Genomic DNA, 15,536 nt, shown 5'->3' with positions numbered 1-15,536 from the left:
CGGGCTAAGTTCTAGGTGTAACGAGTGTATTCCATTTTGCTAATTACCGGCCTGCGCGCTTGCGTGGCCATCCAGACGTGACGAGGTCTTCACCATGCCCCAGCTGCTCGGTCGCAGCACCGGACTGACGCTGGCGGCACTATCCGCGGCAACCTTCGGCACCTCAGGCTCCTTCGGCTCCGCCCTGATCGGCGCCGGCTGGACGCCTGGAGCCGCCGTGACGGCCCGAATCATCATCGCCGCCCTGGTGCTGACGCCCTTCGCCCTGCGCCAACTCCACGGCCAGTGGGGGCTGCTCTGGGGGGCGCGGCGCACCATCGCCGCCTTCGGCTTCATCGCGGTGGCCGGCTGCCAGCTCTTCTACTTCAACGCGCTGCAGCACCTGTCGGTCGGTGTCGCGCTGCTTCTGGAGTACCTCGGCACGATCCTGGTCGTCGGCTGGCTCTGGATCGCTCACGGCCACCGCCCGCAGCGCCTCACCGTCATCGGCGGCGTCACCGCGATCGCCGGTCTGGTGCTGGTCCTCAACCTGGCCAGCTCGCATCACCTCGATCCGGTGGGCGTGCTCTGGGGTCTGGCCGCCGCGGTCGGGCTCGCCGTCTACTTCGTCGTCTCCTCCCACGACGGCTCCGCCCTTCCGCCCCTCGTGCTGGCCTGGTCGGGCATGTGCGTCGGCGCCCTCGGGCTGCTCGCCCTCGATCTGACCGGCGTGCTGCCGGTACGGGCCCCGCTGGTCGACGTGACGCTCTTCTCCCATCAGGTCAGCTGGATCGTCCCGGTACTCTGCCTATCCCTGCTGGCCGGCGCCTTCGCCTACGTCTCCGGAATCGGCGCCGCCCGTCTCCTCGGGGCCAAGGTCTCCTCCTTCGCCGGGCTCACCGAGGTGCTCTTCGCGGTCATCTTCGCCTGGATCCTGCTCGGCCAGGTGCCGGCTCCGATCCAGTTCGTCGGGGGCGCTCTGATGCTGGCCGGCGTGACACTCGTGCGTATCGACGAGCTCCGCTCACCGAGCGTCGACCTGCCAGAACCGGGCGACGCGCTGCCCCAGCAGCGGGACCTCGTAACCGCGACCGTGACGGTCGCTGCGGTGCCGGCCGAGCGCGACCGCGGCGACGAGTAGCCCGCCGGCGGCGTAGGCCCATACCCCGACGACCGTCGGGTCCCAGTGCAGTTTCACGCCAAGGTAGATGAGCGTCGGCGCCGCCACGACGCCGAGCCACTCCGGCCGTACCGCGAGCGCGCAGAGGGCCAGCAGCAGCAGCGAATACCAACTCAGGTCCGGCGTCGCGATCAGGAAGAATGCGCCCACCATCAGCAGTGACCCCAGCTCCGGGCGCTGCGGATCGCCCCGCCGCCAGACCGCCACCGCGATCGCCGCCAGCAGCAGTACGGCGACATACGGCGAGACTGCCTCGGGGAAGACCACGTTCAGGAGCAGGAACCGCCCGCCGTCGAGGTAGTCCCCCTCCTGCAGGTAGCCCGGCAGGTAGCCGATCACCTCGCGACCGACGGCCAGGACGTGCGGGACATAGCTCAGCGCCACGAAGCCGACCGCTGTGCCGGCCACCAGCCCGGGCCGGCGGCGCATGAGGGCCGGCAGCAGTAGCGCCGGATAGAGCTTGGTCGCAATGGCTGCCCCCACCCAGAGGGCGGCGGCCCGGTCTCGTCCCCGTGCACTGGCCAGCACGCCGGCGATGCTCAGCAGCACCGCGATCCCCTCGATGTGGGCGTCGTTGGCCAGTTCCAGCACCGCGATCGGGCACCAGGCCCAGACCGCGGCGCTCCAGAGCGGGCGGCCCCGGCGCCGGGCGTTGCGCACCAGCAGCAGCGTCACACCGAGGCTGGCCAGCGCCTCGGTGAGCTGCAGCGGGAGGTGACCTCCGCGTCCACCGAAGGAGAGCAGCCGCATCCCGACGAAGGAGGCCTGGGCCACCGGTGGATAGATGGTGTGCACGTCCGGGCGATTGATCTGGGTGCATCCATCGGCGGCCACCGGACGGTGCCTGCAGGGACGATCAGTCGGAAAAGTAAAGGCATCTCGCTCTGGGAGAAGAATGGGATCCGCCGGGACGTAGCGATACGGATCGGTCCCTGAGAGCTGCACTTTGGCATCCCAGGCGTAGCGGAAGTCGTCGTCGCTGGAGGTGGGGCCCGACAGCAGGGCCAGCAGGTTCAACCCGATCGCCACCGCGAAGATGAGCCAGACGGCGACGCGGCTGCTCAGCCGGGAGCGGGTGAAAGCCAGCAATCCGATCAGGAAGAATCCCGCTGCGGCCGCTTCGTAGCTCAGCACCCCCGAGGCCTTCGCCGGATGCCACGGATTGCTGATGGCCGCGATCATCGCGGCCTCGCCGAGCAGCGCCAAGACGAGCAGGAGACGGTAGGAGACACGCCGCTCGTGCGTCGTCGCGCTGCCCGGGAGAGTCGAGGTCACCGCTCCACATTGACACGACCGGCGCGACCGAAACGGCTCGACCGGGCTCGTCACCGCGACGTTCCCAACCTCGTAAGGGTTTGTCGTGAACCGATCGCCCGAATCTATGCGAACTTAGGGACATGAGCCGGAGGGAGCGGGTGCGCGTGAAGGTGCGCACCCTGCTGCGCGAACCACCCCCGATCTGGCCGAAGTTCAGCAGTTCACTGCACCACGAGGCGGTGACGGCCCGGGTCGGGCGGGTCCTCGGCATCGCCTTCACGATCTGCTTCATCACCGGTCTGCTCAGCCACTACCAATACGGCCCCTGGAACTGGCTGCCGATTCCCGGCGCACCGGCCTGGGGCTACCGGCTCACCCAGGGCCTCCACGTCACCACCGGAATCGCCGCCATCCCCCTGCTGCTGGTGAAGCTCTGGACGGTCTACCCGCGCCTGTTCAGCTGGCCACCGGCGCGCAATCCGCTGGAGGGAATCGAGCGCCTCAGTGTCGGCCTGCTCGTCGGCAGCGCGATCCTCGAACTCTTCACCGGCTTCATCAACATCCTAGGCTGGTACCCGTGGCCCTGGCACTTCGTGATCGTCCACTTTTTATTGGCCTTCGTGGTCGCCGGCTCGATCATGCTGCACATTGCGGTGAAGCTGGAGACGATCAAACGCGGGCTCGCCACCCCGCTCGCGTCGGTCTATCCGCCGGCGGCGGAGCCGGGGCCGGGTGAGAACCCCCCCGAAGCCGGCGCTGGCATCACCCGGCGCGGACTGCTCATCACGACCGGGGTAAGCGCCGCCGCCGTGACCCTGGTGACCGTCGGCCGGACGGTGAGCCCGCTGGAGCCAATCGGGCTGCTGGCCGACCGGCAGCCGAGCCGGGGGCCGCAGCGGGTACCGATCAACACCACCGCCGCCGAGGCCAAGGTGACGGCGCTGCTCGGCGACCCGGATTACCGGCTGCACGTCCTCGGGCCAAAGCCGTTCGAGCTCACCCTGGCCGAGTTGGAGACGCTGGAGCGCAGCGGCAAACACTTCCCGCTGGCCTGCGTGGAGGGGTGGAGCGTTGCCGCGCATTGGAGTGGCCCCACCCTGCTGAGCCTGGTGGAGCGGGCTGGCGGCAGTGCCGATTCGCACGTGCGCGTCGAGTCGCTGCAGCAGGGCGGCTCGTACCGGACCTCCACGGTATTCGGACCGCAGCTGAAGCAGGCACTGCTGGCGACCCATCTGAACGGCGAGCGAATCGTGCACGATCACGGCTATCCGGTACGCCTCATCGCCCCGAACCGAGCCGGTGTGCTCAACACGAAATGGCTGGCGAATGTGGTGGTGCTCGGATGATCGCCGAACCGAACGGCGACCGGCCGGTGCCCGGCCCGTCGAAGAGCCGCCCGTCGAAGAGCCGCCCGTCGAAGGCGCGCCTGCTGCTGGGCGGAGCCGGCGTCGCGTTGATCGCCTACGGCGGCATCCGCATCCTGGCCAACTCGCAGCAGACCAATCCGGCCGGCCTCGCCAAGTGGCTCATCGCGGCGGCGGTGATCCATGACGGGATCTTTGTCCCACTGGTCTCGCTCATCGGCTTCGGACTGAGCCGGACGGTGCGCCCGCGGGCCCGGCGCTTCGTTCAATTCGCCCTGGTCGTCGGTGGATCACTGGCTCTTATCGCATGGCCGGAGATCTACCGCGAGGGTACGCAGCCGGCAGCGAAAGCCTGGCTGCAGCAGAACTACACGGCCAACCTCTATATTTTGTTGAGCATTGTGGGGGCGGTGACCCTGCTCGGCTACCTGGCCACCGTGATCCGCGACGCCCGGGCCGACCGCCGCAGGCAGGCGAATGACCGGCCACCGACGGTGAACACCTCTTCGACGTAGTACCCGGCGGCGACGGCCCGGCGCTGCAATGCATCGATCCCCATCCGCGCCCATTCGAAGGACGGGCCGACGGCACTCCCCTCAGCACTGAAGCGCACTGAGAGCACCTCATCGACGTCGCCGTCAGCACTCGATTCGACGATCACCCGGCCGCTGTACCGCATGACCTGGGCCGTGCGACTCAGCAGTCGGGGCACGTCGCCACCGATTCCCAGGTTGCCGTCCATCAGCAGCACGGTGGCCCAGCGCCCCTCGCCGGGCACCTGGTCGAAGATGCTGCGACCCAACGCGGGCACGCCGAGCCGACGGGTGAGCTCTACGGCCGCGTCGGAGATGTCCACGCCCAGGGCGGCGATTCCGCGCTCGCCGAGCGCACGAACGAATCGCCCCGGACCGCACCCGACATCGAGTACCGGGCCGACACAGCGGTCCAGCACCGGGGTATCGGTCTCATCCACCGGCGCCATCCAGCGGGCCACGTCCAGGTGCAGCAGCGTCTCGTCCTCGCAGACGAGCGCGAGCGAGCTGGGGGCGGGGGCCAGCAGCGACGCTTCGTACGGGCGCAGTGCGTCGGCGCGCATCAGGCCACCGCAGGGCGGAGCTGGCTCAGTGATTGGGCGAAGCGGGTCCCGGGCGCGGCTCGGGCTACTTCGGTGGCGTCGGCGAGGGTGTCCACGTCGGTGAGCACTGGTAGCAACTGCACACTCATTCCGGCCTCCACCATCCGTCGAAGCTGAGCCGAACCGGTATGCGGGGTCGACATCGGCACGCCGTGGATGACCCCCGCGGCCAGTTCCGGCCGGGCGAATCCGATCGCCCAGTAGCCACCGTCGACAGCCGGGCCGAGGCAGGCGTCGTAGCGGGATGGATCGAATTCGGTCAGCAGATCCGCGGTAATCTGCGGGGTATCCATGCCGACCAGTAGTGCGGGGCCAGCGGTCGCGACGCGGGCGAAGGCATCGCTCAGCCGTCGGTCCAAGCCACCGCCACACTGCCCGACGACGCCCCACTGCGCCGGCACCCAGCTCCCCGGCCGCCCGTCCAGGGCGATGACGTGTCGCACCCCGACGACCAGTTCACCCGCGACGAAGGTGTCCTGAAGGGCGGCCTGCGCCAGTGCCGCCGCCGAGGCGAATCCGACGCCGGCCGCGAGCCGGGTCTTAACCCGCCCGGCCACCGGCTCCTTAGCAATCACCAGTAAAGATCGATACTTCGCTGCCCGCTGATCCGGGTTCACGAGCTGAGAACCCCGCTCATGTCCCGAATCGCCTGCAGCGTGCCCCGGGCGGTGCCGGTGACCTTGGAGCGCCCCGACCTCGGCCGGTAGTCGACGTCGATCTGCTCCAGCCGCCAGCCCGCCTGCACGGCCCGCAACACGGTCTCCAACGGGTAGCCGCTGCGCCGGTCCCGGATCGGCAGCTCCAGCAGTGCCTCACGGCGCGCCAACCGCAGTGGGCCGACGTCCGACAGCGGCACGCCGCTGGCTCGCCGAAAGCGCCGGGCCACCTCCTTGTTGGCCAGACGAGCGTGCAGCGGCCAGGCACCGAGCGATGTCGGGCGGCGCCGGGCCACCGACATCTCGGCCCACCCGTGCTGCACCGGTCGGGCAAACCGGATCACCTCGAACGGGTCGATCGAGGCGTCACAGTCGCAGAAGGCGACGAACTCGGCCGTCGCCGCCTGCAGACCGACATGGCAGGCCGCCCCATAGCCGCGGGTTTCGCAGTGCACGACCGCCGCTCCCAGCCGGCGGGCGATCTCCGGCGATCCGTCGGTTGAGCCGTTGTCCACGACGATCGCTCGAACCCCCTCGGGGACCCGATCGAGCACCCAGGGCAGGGCCCGTGCCTCGTTGAGACAGGGCAGCACCAGATCGATATGAACTCCATCCGCGCCCGGAGCGGGGTTGTCGATGCTCATGCATTTCACGTTAAGGGCGCGCGGCGACCGGCACCCGGCGCAGAGGATTACGAACTACGTAACGCTTCGGTCAGCCAGGGCGGAGAGCACCGCTCGACCCGTCGGGCGACCTAGACTCCTTCCATATGGCCAACATCCTGGTAGTCGACGATGACACCACCGTGGCCGAGGTCGTGGTGAGCTATCTGCGCCGCGCCGGACATACCTCGTCCGTCCTCGGCGACGGTCAGCTCGCGCTGGACGCACTGGCCGACGCCACCCCGGACCTGCTCATCCTCGACGTGATGCTCCCGAGCGTCGACGGGCTGAAAGTGTGCGCCATCCTGCGGGAGAATCACCCGGACCTGCCGATCATCATGCTCACCGCACTGGCCGACGCTGAGGACCGCATCGCCGGTCTGGAGATGGGGGCCGACGACTACCTGACCAAACCCTTCTCCCCGCGCGAACTGGTGCTGCGGGTCGAGTCGGTGCTGCGTCGCATCCAGCCGCCGCTCGCGTCGATTCCCTCCGGCGATGCTGTCGAAACGCCGCGCGCTGCGGTGGAGGAGCTGCTGCGGGCCGGGGATCTGACGGTGAATCCGCTCAGCCGCCGGGTCACCCGCGGCGACACCGAACTCACCCTCACCGTCCGTGAACTGGATCTGCTCGTCTTTCTGCTGCGAAACCCGGGGCGGGCCTTCAACCGCGAGGAACTGATGCGGGATGTCTGGGGCTGGACCTTCGGTGATCACTCGACCGTGACGGTGCATGTGCGGCGGCTGCGGGAGAAGGTCGAGACGGACCCGATGCATCCGACCCTGATCCAGACCGTCTGGGGCATCGGTTACCGGTTGGAGCTCCCGTGAACCGCCGCGCTCATCGGCTGGCACAGCAGCGGCGGGGTCTGACGTGGCTGGTCTTGCAGTGGCGATGACACCGAGCCCGCACGACATCCTGGTCGCGGCGGAGTGGGCCGTCGCCGGCGGAGTGGCCGCGTGGCTGATCACGGTCCCGTTGCGGCGTCGCTCGCTGGCCTACGTACTGGCCAGCGTCGTCTTCGTCGGCACCACCGCATCGGTTGCGGCCATGGTCGGCAGCTTCCGGGCCATGTTCATCTCCACGAACGAGTTGGCCCTCACGGTGACGGTCGCACTGGCCGCGGGCATCGTCGCCTCGCTCACGGCCTGGATGAGCATCCGCCGGCTGGTGAAGGACCGTGAGGTGCTGCACGACGCGGTACACGACATCGAGGAGGGACGCGTTCCGAGCACCGACGGTCGCCGGCTCAGCGCCGAGCTGGAGACCCTGCGCGGGCAGCTCGAGGAGACCGGTCGCCGACTCACCGAGTCCCGCGAGCGGGAGCGGGCCGTCGAGACGTCTCGTCGTGAGTTGGTGGCGTTTCTCAGCCATGATCTGCGGACGCCGCTGGCCGGACTGCGGGCCATGTCCGAAGCGCTGGAGGATGGTGTCGCCGACTCACCCGACCTGTATTACAAGCAGATTCGGGTCGAGGTCGAGCGGCTGACCAACATGGTGAACGACCTCTTCGACCTCTCCCGCATCCAGGCCGGGTCCTTCGCCCTCAGCACCGAGACGGTCGCACTCGACGACGTCGTCTCCGACTGCCTGGCCGCACTGGCCCCGCTGGCCCGCGCTCGGTCGGTTCGGCTGAGCGGGCAGAGCAGCGGAGCGGCGACGGTGAGCGGCGACGGCCATGAACTGAATCGGGCCATGACGAACCTGGTCGCCAACGCCATTCGGCACACTCGCACCGACGGTGCCATCGAGGTGACGGTGAAGGTGAGCACGAACCCGCCGCTGGCCGAGGTGATCGTGCGTGATGAGTGCGGGGGCATTCCCCGCGAAGACCTCGAGCGCGTCTTCGAGATCGGCTTCCGTGGCGAGGCGGCCCGTACCCCGCAGCACGAGCAGGACGTGAGTGCCGGATTCGGCTTGGCCATCACCCGCGGGATCGTCGAAGCGCATCGGGGCACAATCGAGGTCTGCAACGTCGACGGTGGCTGCCGCTTCACCGTTCGCCTCCCCACCGCGGCCTGACCGCACCGCCGCTCCCACCGCCCGCTCCCACCGCCCGCTCCCACCGCCGGCTGCAGCTACCGTTGGGCGGTGACCATCGCTCGCTCGTTGCTGCTCTTCCTGCTGGCCGCAATTGCTGAGATCGGCGGGGCCTGGCTCATCTGGCAGGGCGTGCGGGAGCATCGTGGCCTGCTCTGGGCCGGTGCCGGAGTGGTGGCGCTCGGTGCTTATGGCTTCGTCGCGACGCTGCAGCCCGACCCGCACTTCGGACGCATTCTGGCCGCCTACGGCGGGGTCTTCGTCGCCGGATCGCTGGCCTGGGGCACCGTGGTCGACGGCTACCGGCCCGATCGCTACGACCTTATCGGCGCGGGGATCTGCCTGATCGGGGTCGGCGTGATCATGTACATCCCCCGGCACTGAGCGGCCGGCTACTGCTGGGCGAGTTCTCGCATGCCGTCGTTGAAGTCGACCCCGGCGCCGAGGCCGAACTCGGCCCGTAGCCGGGAAGAGTCCGCAGTTATATGACGAACGTCGCCCAGCCGGTAGGCGCCGGTGACGATCGGCTCCGGGCCGCCGGTGCTCACGGCCAGCGCCCGAGCCATCTCACCGACGGTGCGCACCACGCCGGATCCGACGTTGAAGGCCCGCACGCCGGTGACCTCGGCATCCAACGCCTGAGCGGTGGCGGCGGCCACGTCACGGACGTGCACGAAGTCTCGTCGCTGCCCACCGTCCTCGTAGACCTGCGGTGCCTCCCCGCGGCGCAGCGTCGACAGGAAGATCGCGGCCACTCCGGCGTAGGGGGTGTCGCGCGGCATGCCCGGACCGTAGACGTTGTGATACCGCATGGCGGCCACGGTGGCGCCGGTCGAGCGGGCCCACGATGAGGCGAGGTGCTCCTGAGCCAGCTTGGTGGCGGCGTAGGCGTTGCGCGGGTCCAGCGGCGCGTCCTCGGCAACCAGTGCCGGGGCCAGCGGCCGGCCACAGATCGGGCAGGGCGGTTCGAATTGCCCACGCTCCAGCGCCGCCTCCAGTCGGGGCGCCGGCGAGACGAGACCGTGCGTCAGGCAGCGGCCGAACCCCTCGCCGTAGACGACCATCGAGCTGGCCAACACCAGCCGGCTCACCCCGGTGCGGGCCATCGCGGCCAGCAGCACCGCGGTGCCGTGATCGTTGGAGTCGGCGTAGTCGGGCAGATCCTGCACGTCGACCCCGAGACCGACCTTGGCCGCCAGGTGGCAAACCCCGTCAACTCCGGCCAGCGCCCCCTCCACCGCCGCCGGGTCCCGCACATCGCCGACCAGCAGCCGCGTTTCGAGCTGCGGACGCACTCCGTGGTGGACGTCCGGGCGCAGCGAATCGAAGACCAGCACCTCGTGCCCGCGGGTCAGCAGCTCACGAACCAGATGTCGCCCGATGAAACCGGCTCCACCGGTGACGAGCACTCGCATCAGGGCAGCTCATAGGGCGCCGGCACGTCGGCGTAGACCGCGCCGCAGGCACAATCTCCTTGTGAAATAGGGAGATTCGTCAGGGTGGTGGCGAGCAGGTCACGCAGCGAAGGCAGGTTGCGGGCGAAGGCGGCCAGCACCTCGCCGTGGGTGACTCCGGCGCCGGCCTCCACGCCGGCATCGAGGTCGGTGACCAGCGCCAGCGTGGTGTAGCAGAGGGCGAGCTCGCGAGCCAGGATCGCCTCCGGCATCCCGGTCATTCCGATGATCGACCAGCCGTGGGACTGGTACTCCAGCGACTCGGCCCGGGTCGAGAAGCGCGGGCCGTTGATCACCACCAGCACGCCACCGTCGACGACCCTCGCCGCCCCAGCCCCAGCTCCACCATCGGCGGCACCAGGGTTCAACGCCGCCGCCCGGCCTCGGGCACAGTACGGATCAGCCAACGAGATGTGCGCCACTCCGGCGCCGTCACGCACGAAGGTCGCCGGCCGGCCGTAGGTCCGATCGGCCAGCTGATCGGGGACCACCAGCGTCCCGGTGCCGAGCTCAGCCTTCAATGATCCGACGGCCGAGAGGCTCACGACCTGACGAACACCGACCGAGCGAAGTGCCCAGAGATTGGCCCGGTACGGAACGAGGTGCGGGGCGAAGCGATGATCGACGCCGTGGCGCGGGAGAAAGGCGACCCGCCGCCCGGCGAAGGTACCGATCGTGAGTTCGGCGCTCGGCTCGCCGAACGGCGTTGAGACGGCGACGCTGTGCGCATCGGCCAGCAGCGAGTAGAAGCCAGAGCCACCGATCACTCCGACATCGGCCAGATCGGCGGCAGCAGCGGGAGAGTTGGTCACGCAGACACGCTAGCGCGCAGCCGGTCGAGGCCGGCGCTACGGGCGGCCGGTCGGCCAAACCGGTCCGGACGCCAAGTACGCGATACTGCAAGTCCCGCGAATTGCTCGACCTGTACCCGTTTGCTCCGATACGTTGCCAGTACGGGTGTGATGGTCGTCAATGCGTGGGTACCGGCTTAGCGTGCAGCACTTACCCTGGACCAAATGCCGCCCCGGTAGACGCTGGGCGGTGCCACCACGATCCGCCGCAGGAGACCCGCAATGAAGCGCAACCACTACGACGAAGACCACCTGGCGTTCGGGGACTCCGTCCGCACCTTCCTGCAGAAGGAGGTCGTCCCGCACTACCTGGCGTGGGAAGAGGCCGAGATCAGCCCCCGTGAGGTCTTCACGGCGGCCGGCAAGAACGGCTTCCTCGGCATGGCTGTCGACGAGCAGTACGGCGGCGGTGGCAGCAACGACTTCCGCTTCAACCAGATCCTGGCCGAAGAGGTGGCCAACGCCGGAGTCACCGGCACCGGGCTCGGCATCACCCTGCACAACGACACCTGCCTGCCCTACTTCCTCACCTACGCCAACGAGGAGCAGCGCGAGCGCTGGCTGCCGGGCATCGTCTCCGGCGACCTGATCACCGCCGTCGGCATGACCGAGCCCGGCGCGGGCTCCGACCTCGCCGGCATCCGCACGTCGGCGGTACGCGACGGCGACCACTACATCGTCAACGGCGCGAAGACGTTCATCACCAACGGCATCAACGCCGACCTCGTCATTACCGTCGTACGCACCTCACCCGACCGGCACACCGGACTCAGCCTGCTCATCGTCGAGCGCGGTCAGGAGGGCTTCGAGCGCGGCCGCAACCTGAACAAGATCGGCCTGCACTCCCAGGACACCGCGGAACTCTCCTTCACCGACGTCCGGGTTCCGGTGGCCAACCTGCTCGGCGAGGAGGGGAAGGGCTTCCTGCAGTTGGTGAAGAAGCTGCCGCAGGAGCGCCTCTCGATCGCCGTCTCCGCGCTGGCCGAGGCCCGGGCCGCCTTCAACAACACGCTGGCCTACGTCAATGAGCGGAAGGCCTTCGGAAAGTCGATCGGCAGCTTCCAGAACAGCAAGTTCGTGCTGGCCGAGATCGCCACCGAACTGGATGTCGCCCAGGCCTTCGTCGACCAGTCGGTAGTGGCCCTGAACGCCGGCGACCTCGACGCGGTCGACGCCTCGAAGGCGAAGTTCTACTGCACCGAACTGCAGGGTCGCACCATCGACAAGTGCCTGCAGCTGCACGGCGGCTACGGCTACATGCTGGAGTACCCGATCGCCCGGGCTTACGCCGACGCGCGGGTAACCCGGATCTACGGCGGCTCGAGCGAGATCATGAAAGAGGTCATCAGCCGGTCTCTGGGTATCTGAGCCGGACGTTGAGATTCATCCTCGCGTCAGGGTCGCCGGCTCGACTGGCGACCCTGCGCGCGGCCGGCGTGGAGCCGGAGGTGGTCGTCAGCGGGGTGGACGAGGAGTCCATTCGGGCCACCTCGGTGCCGAAGCTGGTGGCCGCGCTGGCCGAGGTGAAGGCTCGCGCCGTCGCCGCCGAACTTCACCGCCCGACCGCGACGACACCCGCCGACGCGCTGGTGCTGACCGATGCGCTGGTGCTGGCCAATGCGCTTGTGCTGGGCTGCGACTCCTTGCTGGAACTGGACGGTCAGCCGCTCGGCAAGCCCGGCGACGCCGCGACCGCCACCAACCGCTGGCGTCAACTGCGTGGGCGCAGCGCCAAGCTGCACACCGGCCACGCGTTACTGCGGGTTGACGACGGCGAGGTCACCGCGCGCCGGGTCGAGGTCGGCTCGACCGAGGTCCACTTCGCCGACGTCACCGACGCCGAGATCGCCGACTACGTCGCGACCGGCGAGCCGCTGGAGGTGGCCGGCGCCTTCACCATCGACGGCCGGGGTGGCTGGTTCATCGAGCGGATCTCCGGCGATCACCACAACGTCGTCGGGTTGTCGCTGCCAGTATTGCGCCGGATGCTGGCCGAGATCGGCTTCGGCATCGCCGACCTGCCTCGACCCGGCTGATTCGCGGTTGATTTGCAGTTGATTCCCGGCTGACCAAGTCCAGGCTGTGTCGGCATTCTCTCAACTTCTTCGATGCAGCTCGATCCAGGGTTGAATAGCCACGTATCCTGTGGCTTTGCCACGAAGCTTTACCGTTCGACGAAGCTCCACCAGAACGCTCAACCGCTCGACGCGCTACCGCCCCAAACGGCAGCTCGGACCCGAGCAGCTCAGAACTCGCAGCTCAGCTTGTACGCCTCGGAGGCTCCTACAGTGCAGAAAGTTCTCATTGCCAATCGCGGCGAGATCGCGGTCCGTGTCATTCGCGCCACTCGCGACGCCGGTTACCAGTCGGTTGCCGTCTACGCCGAGCCCGACCGGGACAGCCTGCACGTCCGCATGGCCGATGAGGCATTCGCACTCGGCGGTAACACCCCCGGTGAGTCCTACCTGGTGATCGACAAGCTGATCGACGTCGCCAAGCAGTCCGGTGCCGACGCGGTGCACCCCGGCTACGGCTTCCTCTCCGAGAACGCCGACTTCGCCCAGGCCGTCCTCGACGCCGGACTCACCTGGATCGGCCCCTCGCCGCAGGCGATCCGCGACCTGGGCGACAAGGTCACCGCGCGGCACATCGCGCTGCGGGCCGGCGCACCACTCGTCCCCGGCACCAAGGACCCGGTCTCCGGCCCGGACGAGGTCGTCGCCTTCGCCCAGGAGTTCGGCCTGCCGGTCGCCATCAAGGCCGCCTTCGGCGGTGGTGGCCGCGGTCTGAAGATCGCCCGCACCATCGAGGAGATCCCCGAGCTCTACGCCAGCGCCGTCCGGGAGGCCGTCTCCGCCTTCGGCCGGGGCGAGTGCTTCGTCGAGCGCTACCTGGACCGCTCCCGCCACGTCGAGGCCCAGGTGCTGGCCGACAACCACGGCAACGTCGTCGTCGTCGGAACCCGAGACTGCTCGCTGCAGCGCCGCAACCAGAAGCTGGTCGAGGAGGCCCCGGCGCCATTCCTCAGCGACGAGCAGCGCGGTCGCATCCACAGCAGCGCCAAGGCCATCTGCCTGGAGGCCCAGTACTCCGGGGCCGGCACCGTTGAGTACCTGGTCGGTAGTGACGGGGTGATCAGCTTCCTCGAGGTGAACACCCGCCTGCAGGTGGAGCACCCGGTGAGCGAGGAGACCAGCGGCATCGACCTCGTCCGCGAGCAGTTCCGGATCGCCGAGAACGAGGTGCTCCGCTTCACCGAGGACCCGACTCCGCGCGGCCACTCCTTCGAGTTCCGCATCAACGGTGAGGACCCGGGACGCAACTTCCTGCCCGCCCCGGGCACCGTCACCACCTACGTCGAGCCCGCCGGCCCGGGGGTTCGCGTCGACTCCGGCATCGAGCCCAACTCGGTGATCGGCGGCGCCTTCGACTCGCTGCTGGCCAAGCTCATCGTCACCGGCGAGACGCGGGACGAGGCGCTGGCCCGCGCTCGCCGCGCCCTCGACGAGTTCGTGGTCGAGGGGATGGCCACTGCGCTGCCCTTCCACCGCGCCGTCGTCCGCGACCCGGCCTTCACCGCCGACCCCTTCACCGTCTTCACCCGCTGGATCGAGACCGAGTTCGACAACCAGATCCCACCGTTCACCGGTGGGGCCGACGCGGCGGCCGAGGCCGAACCCCGCGAGACGGTCGTGGTCGAGGTCGGCGGCAAGCGCCTGGAGGTCTCCCTCCCGTCGGGCTTCGGCGGCGGCGCGGCGGCACCGAGCAAGAAGGCGGCCCCCAAGCGCTCAGGCGGCAAGAAGGCCGGCGCCGCGGCGTCGGGTGACTCCCTCACCGCGCCGATGCAGGGAACCATCGTGAAAGTCGCGGTATCCGATGGTGATGTGGTCGCCGCCGGTGATCTGATCGTCGTTCTGGAAGCCATGAAGATGGAGCAGCCGATTAACGCGCACAAGGCCGGAACCATCTCGTCGCTTAACGCCCAGGTGGGTTCGGTGGTTACCTCCGGCTCCGCGATCTGTGAAATCAAGGAGTAAGTAAGTACCTCTCAGCGCGTTATACACCCTAAAAGCATCCCGGCTAGAAATCCTGAGCTATGGTGTTTACAGGGAGTCGGAATTTGAGAGGAACACAACCATGGCGAAAACCACCATCGTTCGTCTAACCGATGATTTGGATGGGTCCGATGCGGCCAGCACAATCACGTTCGGTTGGGGCGGTCAGTCATATGAAATTGATTTGAGCAAGAAGAACGCAACCGCCTTCGAGAAGTCGATACGTCCGTATGTATCGGCCGGTCGCAAAGCCGGTGCCGGCACTCGCGGCCGCAAAGCCGGTCGCCGATCCACATCTGAGGATCTGTCGGCCGTCCGCGCCTGGGCTCGCGAGAATGGCTTCTCGGTCTCGGACCGGGGCCGCGTTCCGGCCAACGTCGTCGAGGCCTACAAGTCTCGTTAAGTCGGTTCGTCAGGTCTGCTCGTCAGGATCGTCGACAGCCGCTTCACAACGCCCGTCGGTACGGAGGTCAGCCTCCGGATCGGCGGGCGTTTATGCGTTCAATGGCATTGATTCGCTGCTGAGCCAGGTCGGCCATCTTGTCGGTACGCTGCCGCACCGACAGCGGCGTCGCCCCGGTGGAGAAGACCATTGTCCAGCCACCGTCGCCCTCCAGCGGTGGCACCTTTACCGCCAATTCCTCAGTCTTCACGTGGTGCATTCCCGCGAACTTATGGTTGCCATCGACAACCACGACCAGCACATGGGCGTCCGGAACCTCGTATACCGCGGCCACTATCTCGTCCGCCAGCTCGGCAAAAACGTCGGAGACGAGAATGGTGCGGCGAGCGCGTTCGAGTGCCTCGGGCGATAGGTGCTGCATGACGAAACCCCTAACTGCTGGTACCGGTATCTTTTAGTTCTTGTGTGTTTACCGTTAGTCGAGAACGGATGGCCGAGAA

17 protein-coding genes are annotated in these 15,536 nt (G+C 68.3%); 10 read left to right on the top strand and 7 right to left on the bottom strand.

The features are described 5' to 3' along the window. Window positions 1-94 precede the first annotated feature (94 nt). Complete coding sequence (locus CPH63_RS07420) at window positions 95-1,120, top strand: DMT family transporter (protein ID WP_096302317.1); 1,026 nt, start codon at window positions 95-97, stop codon at window positions 1,118-1,120. Here CPH63_RS07420 and CPH63_RS07415 read toward each other — a convergent pair. Next, window positions 1,004-2,434 (bottom strand): glycosyltransferase 87 family protein, encoded by a 1,431-nt coding sequence (locus CPH63_RS07415; protein WP_096302316.1) that lies wholly within the window; start codon window positions 2,432-2,434, stop codon window positions 1,004-1,006. The genes CPH63_RS07420 and CPH63_RS07415 overlap by 117 nt on opposite strands. 122 nt (window positions 2,435-2,556) lie before the next feature. Between CPH63_RS07415 and CPH63_RS07410 the strand changes: the two genes are divergently transcribed. Together CPH63_RS07410 and CPH63_RS07405 are read left to right on the top strand one after the other, a co-directional pair. Beyond that, entirely contained in the window at window positions 2,557-3,762 is a 1,206-nt protein-coding gene (locus CPH63_RS07410) for a molybdopterin-dependent oxidoreductase (RefSeq protein ID WP_096302315.1), read from the top strand. After that, a complete protein-coding gene (locus CPH63_RS07405) occupies window positions 3,759-4,295 on the top strand; it encodes a hypothetical protein (RefSeq protein WP_096302314.1) in 537 nt (178 codons plus the stop codon). The genes CPH63_RS07410 and CPH63_RS07405 overlap by 4 nt, the downstream gene beginning before the upstream one ends. Here CPH63_RS07405 and CPH63_RS07400 read toward each other — a convergent pair. The 3 genes from CPH63_RS07400 to CPH63_RS07390 are packed head-to-tail and all read right to left on the bottom strand — an operon-like array spanning window position 4,205 to window position 6,215. Continuing rightward, window positions 4,205-4,876, bottom strand: coding sequence for a bifunctional 2-polyprenyl-6-hydroxyphenol methylase/3-demethylubiquinol 3-O-methyltransferase UbiG (locus tag CPH63_RS07400; protein WP_096302313.1), 672 nt, complete (start codon window positions 4,874-4,876; stop codon window positions 4,205-4,207). The genes CPH63_RS07405 and CPH63_RS07400 overlap by 91 nt on opposite strands. Further along, on the bottom strand, window positions 4,876-5,490 hold the full coding sequence (locus CPH63_RS07395) for a DUF2064 domain-containing protein (RefSeq protein ID WP_206745659.1): 615 nt from the start codon (window positions 5,488-5,490) through the stop codon (window positions 4,876-4,878). The genes CPH63_RS07400 and CPH63_RS07395 overlap by 1 nt, the downstream gene beginning before the upstream one ends. A gap of 38 nt (window positions 5,491-5,528) precedes the next feature. Then, window positions 5,529-6,215, bottom strand: a complete 687-nt coding sequence (locus CPH63_RS07390; RefSeq protein ID WP_096302311.1) for a glycosyltransferase family 2 protein — start codon at window positions 6,213-6,215, stop codon at window positions 5,529-5,531. Between the two features lie 125 nt (window positions 6,216-6,340). Between CPH63_RS07390 and CPH63_RS07385 the strand changes: the two genes are divergently transcribed. The 3 genes from CPH63_RS07385 (at window position 6,341) to CPH63_RS07375 (ending at window position 8,657) form a co-directional block, all read left to right on the top strand. Beyond that, window positions 6,341-7,063: a response regulator transcription factor gene (locus CPH63_RS07385; protein ID WP_096302310.1), complete on the top strand. Its 723-nt coding sequence runs from the start codon at window positions 6,341-6,343 to the stop codon at window positions 7,061-7,063. A gap of 43 nt (window positions 7,064-7,106) precedes the next feature. Next, window positions 7,107-8,255 carry a cell wall metabolism sensor histidine kinase WalK gene (locus CPH63_RS07380; RefSeq protein WP_197704613.1) on the top strand — a complete coding sequence of 383 codons (1,149 nt, stop codon included), beginning with the start codon at window positions 7,107-7,109 and terminating at the stop codon, window positions 8,253-8,255. Between the two features lie 69 nt (window positions 8,256-8,324). Then, window positions 8,325-8,657, top strand: a complete 333-nt coding sequence (locus CPH63_RS07375; RefSeq protein ID WP_096302308.1) for a YnfA family protein — start codon at window positions 8,325-8,327, stop codon at window positions 8,655-8,657. An 8-nt stretch (window positions 8,658-8,665) separates the two neighbouring features. Here the strand turns inward: CPH63_RS07375 and CPH63_RS07370 are convergent, their stop codons facing one another. After that, window positions 8,666-9,688: an NAD(P)-dependent oxidoreductase gene (locus CPH63_RS07370; protein WP_096302307.1), complete on the bottom strand. Its 1,023-nt coding sequence runs from the start codon at window positions 9,686-9,688 to the stop codon at window positions 8,666-8,668. Continuing rightward, window positions 9,688-10,539 carry an S-methyl-5'-thioadenosine phosphorylase gene (locus CPH63_RS07365; protein WP_197704612.1) on the bottom strand — a complete coding sequence of 284 codons (852 nt, stop codon included), beginning with the start codon at window positions 10,537-10,539 and terminating at the stop codon, window positions 9,688-9,690. Before CPH63_RS07365 ends, CPH63_RS07370 begins: the two co-directional genes overlap by 1 nt. Window positions 10,540-10,800: 261 nt before the next feature. Here CPH63_RS07365 and CPH63_RS07360 point away from each other — a divergent pair, with 261 nt between their 5' ends. From CPH63_RS07360 to CPH63_RS07345, 4 genes are all read left to right on the top strand, one after another. After that, complete coding sequence (locus CPH63_RS07360) at window positions 10,801-11,946, top strand: acyl-CoA dehydrogenase family protein (protein WP_096302306.1); 1,146 nt, start codon at window positions 10,801-10,803, stop codon at window positions 11,944-11,946. An 8-nt stretch (window positions 11,947-11,954) separates the two neighbouring features. Further along, window positions 11,955-12,614 (top strand): nucleoside triphosphate pyrophosphatase, encoded by a 660-nt coding sequence (locus CPH63_RS07355; RefSeq protein WP_096302305.1) that lies wholly within the window; start codon window positions 11,955-11,957, stop codon window positions 12,612-12,614. Between the two features lie 252 nt (window positions 12,615-12,866). Next, window positions 12,867-14,615 (top strand): biotin carboxylase N-terminal domain-containing protein, encoded by a 1,749-nt coding sequence (locus CPH63_RS07350; RefSeq protein ID WP_096302304.1) that lies wholly within the window; start codon window positions 12,867-12,869, stop codon window positions 14,613-14,615. A gap of 100 nt (window positions 14,616-14,715) precedes the next feature. Beyond that, on the top strand, window positions 14,716-15,036 hold the full coding sequence (locus tag CPH63_RS07345) for an Lsr2 family protein (protein WP_096302303.1): 321 nt from the start codon (window positions 14,716-14,718) through the stop codon (window positions 15,034-15,036). Window positions 15,037-15,103: 67 nt separating this feature from the next. Here the strand turns inward: CPH63_RS07345 and CPH63_RS07340 are convergent, their stop codons facing one another. Further along, window positions 15,104-15,457: a hypothetical protein gene (locus CPH63_RS07340; protein ID WP_096302302.1), complete on the bottom strand. Its 354-nt coding sequence runs from the start codon at window positions 15,455-15,457 to the stop codon at window positions 15,104-15,106. Window positions 15,458-15,536 lie beyond the last annotated feature (79 nt).

The organism is Jatrophihabitans sp. GAS493 (assembly GCF_900230215.1).
GTDB lineage: Bacteria > Actinomycetota > Actinomycetes > Mycobacteriales > Jatrophihabitantaceae > MT45.
This window is presented reverse-complemented; position numbering and strand designations above follow the sequence as displayed.

Coding starts and splice junctions, on each gene's coding strand:
- CPH63_RS07370 (WP_096302307.1), bottom strand. CDS start 9,688: ATGCGAGTGCTCGTCACCGGTGGAGCCGGTTTCATCGGGCGACATCTG.
- CPH63_RS07405 (WP_096302314.1), top strand. CDS start 3,759: ATGATCGCCGAACCGAACGGCGACCGGCCGGTGCCCGGCCCGTCGAAG.
- CPH63_RS07410 (WP_096302315.1), top strand. CDS start 2,557: ATGAGCCGGAGGGAGCGGGTGCGCGTGAAGGTGCGCACCCTGCTGCGC.
- CPH63_RS07340 (WP_096302302.1), bottom strand. CDS start 15,457: ATGCAGCACCTATCGCCCGAGGCACTCGAACGCGCTCGCCGCACCATT.
- CPH63_RS07400 (WP_096302313.1), bottom strand. CDS start 4,876: ATGCGCGCCGACGCACTGCGCCCGTACGAAGCGTCGCTGCTGGCCCCC.
- CPH63_RS07345 (WP_096302303.1), top strand. CDS start 14,716: ATGGCGAAAACCACCATCGTTCGTCTAACCGATGATTTGGATGGGTCC.
- CPH63_RS07390 (WP_096302311.1), bottom strand. CDS start 6,215: ATGAGCATCGACAACCCCGCTCCGGGCGCGGATGGAGTTCATATCGAT.
- CPH63_RS07360 (WP_096302306.1), top strand. CDS start 10,801: ATGAAGCGCAACCACTACGACGAAGACCACCTGGCGTTCGGGGACTCC.
- CPH63_RS07420 (WP_096302317.1), top strand. CDS start 95: ATGCCCCAGCTGCTCGGTCGCAGCACCGGACTGACGCTGGCGGCACTA.
- CPH63_RS07385 (WP_096302310.1), top strand. CDS start 6,341: ATGGCCAACATCCTGGTAGTCGACGATGACACCACCGTGGCCGAGGTC.